Source organism: Clostridium sp. N3C, assembly GCF_900095445.1.
Taxonomy (GTDB): Bacteria; Bacillota; Clostridia; order Clostridiales; family Clostridiaceae; genus Clostridium_AU.
On record NZ_FMJL01000046.1, the window covers coordinates 1 to 4,504 of the forward strand.

Annotated in this window: 4 protein-coding genes and 1 tRNA gene; 4 read left to right on the forward strand and 1 reads right to left on the reverse strand. The window is 24.9% G+C overall.

Going from position 1 to position 4,504, the window contains the following annotated elements:
• Window positions 1-327: 327 nt before the first annotated feature.
• A tRNA-Thr gene (locus tag N3C_RS11715) sits at window positions 328-400 on the reverse strand.
• Window positions 401-1,057: 657 nt separating this feature from the next.
• On the opposite strand from N3C_RS11715, the gene N3C_RS14775 reads away from it, so the two are divergent.
• The 4 genes from N3C_RS14775 to N3C_RS11740 all read left to right on the forward strand — a co-directional run.
• Window positions 1,058-1,429: a hypothetical protein gene (locus tag N3C_RS14775; protein ID WP_083604538.1), complete on the forward strand. Its 372-nt coding sequence runs from the start codon at window positions 1,058-1,060 to the stop codon at window positions 1,427-1,429.
• 227 nt (window positions 1,430-1,656) lie between these two features.
• A complete protein-coding gene (locus N3C_RS14870) occupies window positions 1,657-1,878 on the forward strand; it encodes a hypothetical protein (RefSeq protein WP_143312667.1) in 222 nt (73 codons plus the stop codon).
• A 1,547-nt stretch (window positions 1,879-3,425) separates the two neighbouring features.
• Window positions 3,426-4,064: an ABC transporter ATP-binding protein gene (locus tag N3C_RS11735; RefSeq protein WP_074366216.1), complete on the forward strand. Its 639-nt coding sequence runs from the start codon at window positions 3,426-3,428 to the stop codon at window positions 4,062-4,064.
• Between the two features lie 5 nt (window positions 4,065-4,069).
• Window positions 4,070-4,504: hypothetical protein (locus N3C_RS11740; RefSeq protein WP_143312668.1), on the forward strand; the 435-nt coding region annotated here is incomplete at its 3' end.

The window sequence follows — 4,504 nt, forward strand, 5'->3', positions numbered from 1 at the left end:
CCTATACGAAAGTTTTTCCCAAAATTCTTCAAATTTATCTTCAAGTATACTTTTAATAGTTATCTTACTCATAGAAATAATCACCCAATTTAATACTCCTATAGGTAATTTATCGAACTTATCCACAATTTCTTAAATATATAATTTCCTATAGAGAAATAAATACGACGCATGAAGCGCCGTAAGTATTAAATAATAATTCTATGAAAAAATTAAACAGTAATCAAAAACAGTATGTCTAATCTAATGTATTTTATTTCACTTAGTTTTCTCCAATCAAAATAGAAAAATCAAGAGTTTAATATATCAAACCCTTGATTTTAATAAAGCTCCCAAGGGGATTCGAACCCCTGGCCTACTGATTACGAATCAGTTGCGCTACCAGCTGCGCCATGGAAGCAAATAAATACTTTTATTTACTTGTTCAGCTTAATTATCTATTTTTAGCTTTCTCAAAAACTCTTTTTTTATTATATCCCCAAAACTTAGCAATATCAAGACCTTAGACATAAAATTGATCGTGGCCTTACAAATCATCTATATTATAAAACCATGTCATCATACCCTAGCTTATTAATTTCCTTAAATTTATAATTGATAAAATATATTCGAGGTCCTAATAATATCTTTACAACTTTTTATACTTTTAGCCATAAATCTTTTAAATATTAACATAAAATTTAAACAAAGAAATCTAAAATACAAAAATCTACAACCAATAACACATTGATGAAAAACAGAGTCGAAAAAAATCAAAATTTCATTTATAGTTTATGTCATAATATTACATTTTTTGTATTGATGTTGTGTTATTCTTACTAGGACAAGCTTGTTTATAGATAATTACGTAATTATTAATCATTTTTCATAATTTATTAAAAATCAAAGGGTCTAAAAGAGATGGATAAATTAACGTTCTGGGGCATCGTAAGTGGTAGATGTGATTTCAGATAATATTTAGCTGATTTACATAGTTAGAAGATAATATTTATTATTATCTTCTAACTTATAAGTATATTATCTATTATTTAAGAATAGTTAGAATTGAGGTTTTATTATGAAACAATTAATTATCATTGAATTTAAAAATTGCATAAGAAGCAAAAAATTTCAGATGACATTTTCCGTTATGTATTTATTGAGTTTGATATCATTTTTTATAAATTGTGAAAGATATTATGGATATCATCTTAGTTCTGTTAGATCTGCACATCAAGTGGATATTATTCGAAGCCTAGCATCTAGAACAATAATAGATCTTTTAATTATAGCACTCCCTTTAGTAGCCTTTATGATAAATTCAGATTCCTTTTTTAGAGATTATAATACTGGGGTATATAAAAATATTATTACAAGAGTTAATAAAAAGAGTTATCTTTTAGCAAAGGTATTAGTGACCTTTATTCTTACATTTATCACATTTTTTTAACGCTAACACTTAATGAATTGTTAACACTTATTGCATTTCCCTTAAAAGGGTATGATAATAATTCTGCTTATCCAAGTTATGACATAGGTTACTCAAACTATACCAGTACTGATTTTCTTGATTTAACTAGATTAAACAGTCCTTATTTGTATAATATAGCGCATATTGTAATCATAAGTTTAATTGCAGCTCTATTTGCAGTTTTAATTCTGAGTTTATCTTTTTTAATGAAAGCAAAAATATTGCAAATTGTTTTAGGGGTATTTGGTTTTTACACTTTATCAGATATTATTTTCTTTGTTCTCAAGGTTGAAAAGTTTAGTGTAAAAAATTATTTATACGATAGCAAAACAGGAACCCCTAATTGCTTGTTTGGATGGATTCTTATTTTAGCACTATTACCTATTATTTTATATATAATTGCAAAAAAAGATGAAATAGATATCTAGAAATATAAGGAGACAATTATGGAATTATATAATAAAATATTTAAGCAAAAACGAATACTTTATTCATTTATTACATTATGTATTTTTTTTATCTTATTTTCAATTTATGCATTAGGAAAGCCAAATATTGATTATTTAACTATCTATAATGCATGTTTTTCAAGCTATTGCTTATTATTGGTAATTATACCCTTCCTATTATATATAAATAGTTGTGTATTTAAGCTTATGTATAAGTACAAGGTTATACTAAGGTATAGCCACATTTATAAATGGTGGAATAGAGTAAAAGAGAGTTCTGCTCTTATATGTGCTTTGTACACAATAGTTACAAATATAATAATTATACCTATATCTTTCATTAGAGCAGAATCAAAAAATCAAGTCACCATTGATACTCTAGTATTTTTTCTAATATGCACAATTTCTCAATTTATGTTTTATCTTACGGCTTCTAGAATATATAATATAATTTCATATCTTTTAGGAAATATGTTTCTTAGTTTTGTATCAACTATATCAATACTACTTTTATACAATCAATTATGCTCATTATTTCACTTAAACGCTTTTAAAATTGATACCTATATTTCCATTCCGTTAAGAAATAATTACATTGAATATTATCCTAATATATTGTGTATATTGGGAACTTTTTTGCTAATTAAAACAATAGATTTGCTAGCTACTTATATGTTAGAAACTAAGGAGATTTACTAAAATGAATAATATATTCAAAAAAACATTTAATTTTAATATTAAGTGGTCTAAATATATTATAATTGGCCTTTGTATCAATTTTATATCGTTTATATTTGTATCCTTACCCCTAATGAATATATCAAATAAAGATATGAGCTTAATATTTCTATATCAATACGGTGATCTTAAAATAGATAGTAGTTACTACATTATAAATATATCACTTTACTCATTAAATCATATTCTCTTACTTTTTGCTTTAGGCAGCGAAACAAGGAAAGATATGTCTAAATTAGGAACATATATTTTTACAAGAACTGATAAAAGAAGTATATGGCTACTTAGTAAGTACGCTAGATTATTTATTTATATATTCACTTATTATCTATTTCAATTTTTTATTTCATTCCTTTTAGCTATAATATTTAAATTCAAAATAATAGATTCCATATATCTAATTAAAATTATAATAATTGAGATGGTTCTTGTTAGTTTATCTACTTATTTAATCATAATTATATGTAATACCTTGTCTTTAATCTTGGATGATATTAGTTCTATTGTTATTGTACTATTAACTGAGTACATAAATTTATTTCTATGTCATCTTATTTATTCTAATAACTTGAATACAAGTCCAATAAAATATATGCCCTTTGTTCAATCAATATTTACTTGGCATGATTCTGTTATAAATATAAGTAGCTACTCATACTTTTCTACTTATGTAGTTAGCGGTTTTAATTTTACTTTTTCGTTTATATATTTAGTTATTTTAATATTTCTAGTTATTATACTTAGTAAAAAAATTATAAATAAAATGGACATTTGTTAAGGAGGAAAAAATGAGTTATATTACTATTACCAACTTAAGCAAAAAAATAAAAAATAAGGACATATTAATTGATATAAATTTGAATCTAGATAAAGGAAATATCTATGGTTTTTTAGGAAGAAATGGTTCTGGAAAAACCATGTTATTTAGATCTATTTGTGGACTAATCAGACCAACTTCCGGTGAAATAATTGTAGATAATAAGCATTTAAACGAAGATTATTCATTTCCTGAAAGCTTAGGAGTTTTAATTGAAGCTCCAGGATTTTGGAATGAATATACTGGTTATGAAAATTTAAAGATATTAGCTTCAATAAAGAATAAAATTTCTAGATCTGAAATTGAAGAAGCAATGGAAAGGGTTGGACTATCTCCAAAAGATGATAGAATATATAAAAAATACTCACTAGGAATGAAGCAAAAATTAGGAATTGCCCAAGCTATAATGGAAAAACCAGATTTAATAATTTTAGATGAACCAACAAATTCTTTGGACGAAGAATCTGTAAGTATGGTTAGAAATATATTGTTAGAAGAGAAAAAGAGAGGAGCAACAATATTAATTGCAAGCCATAACAAAGAAGATATCAGTATGTTAGCTGATGAAGTATACAAAATAGATAATGGTAGAATTGTTAGCAGGAGTTGATTTAATTGAAATTAAGTAGAGGAAGAATTATTATATTTTCATTATCAATATTGACCTTTATAGCAATAATTGTAGGAATAGCAACAAGAAGTTCATATATCAATGACATAGATATTAGTTTACTGTCATCAAACTCAGAAAAACTCTATGTGGGAATTGAAGATATACAAGATAAGTATTTCACTACAGATATAATAACCCTTGACGATTTATTAGAAAACTCTGACTATGTAGTTAAAATTAAAAGAACAAATGAAATACAAATAATGGAGAGATGTTTGTTAACTAAGTGTGAGGTAAAAAAAGTTTATAAAACTAAAGATACTGACAAAATTCATGATTATATATATATATATGAACCGGCAACTTTTTCAGTACAATATAATTTATTTATGACTACTGGAGGGTATAATTTTATGAATAGTCAGCATGAATATATT

Coding starts and splice junctions, on each gene's coding strand:
- N3C_RS14775 (WP_083604538.1), top strand. CDS start 1,058: ATGAAACAATTAATTATCATTGAATTTAAAAATTGCATAAGAAGCAAA.
- N3C_RS14870 (WP_143312667.1), top strand. CDS start 1,657: ATGAAAGCAAAAATATTGCAAATTGTTTTAGGGGTATTTGGTTTTTAC.
- N3C_RS11735 (WP_074366216.1), top strand. CDS start 3,426: ATGAGTTATATTACTATTACCAACTTAAGCAAAAAAATAAAAAATAAG.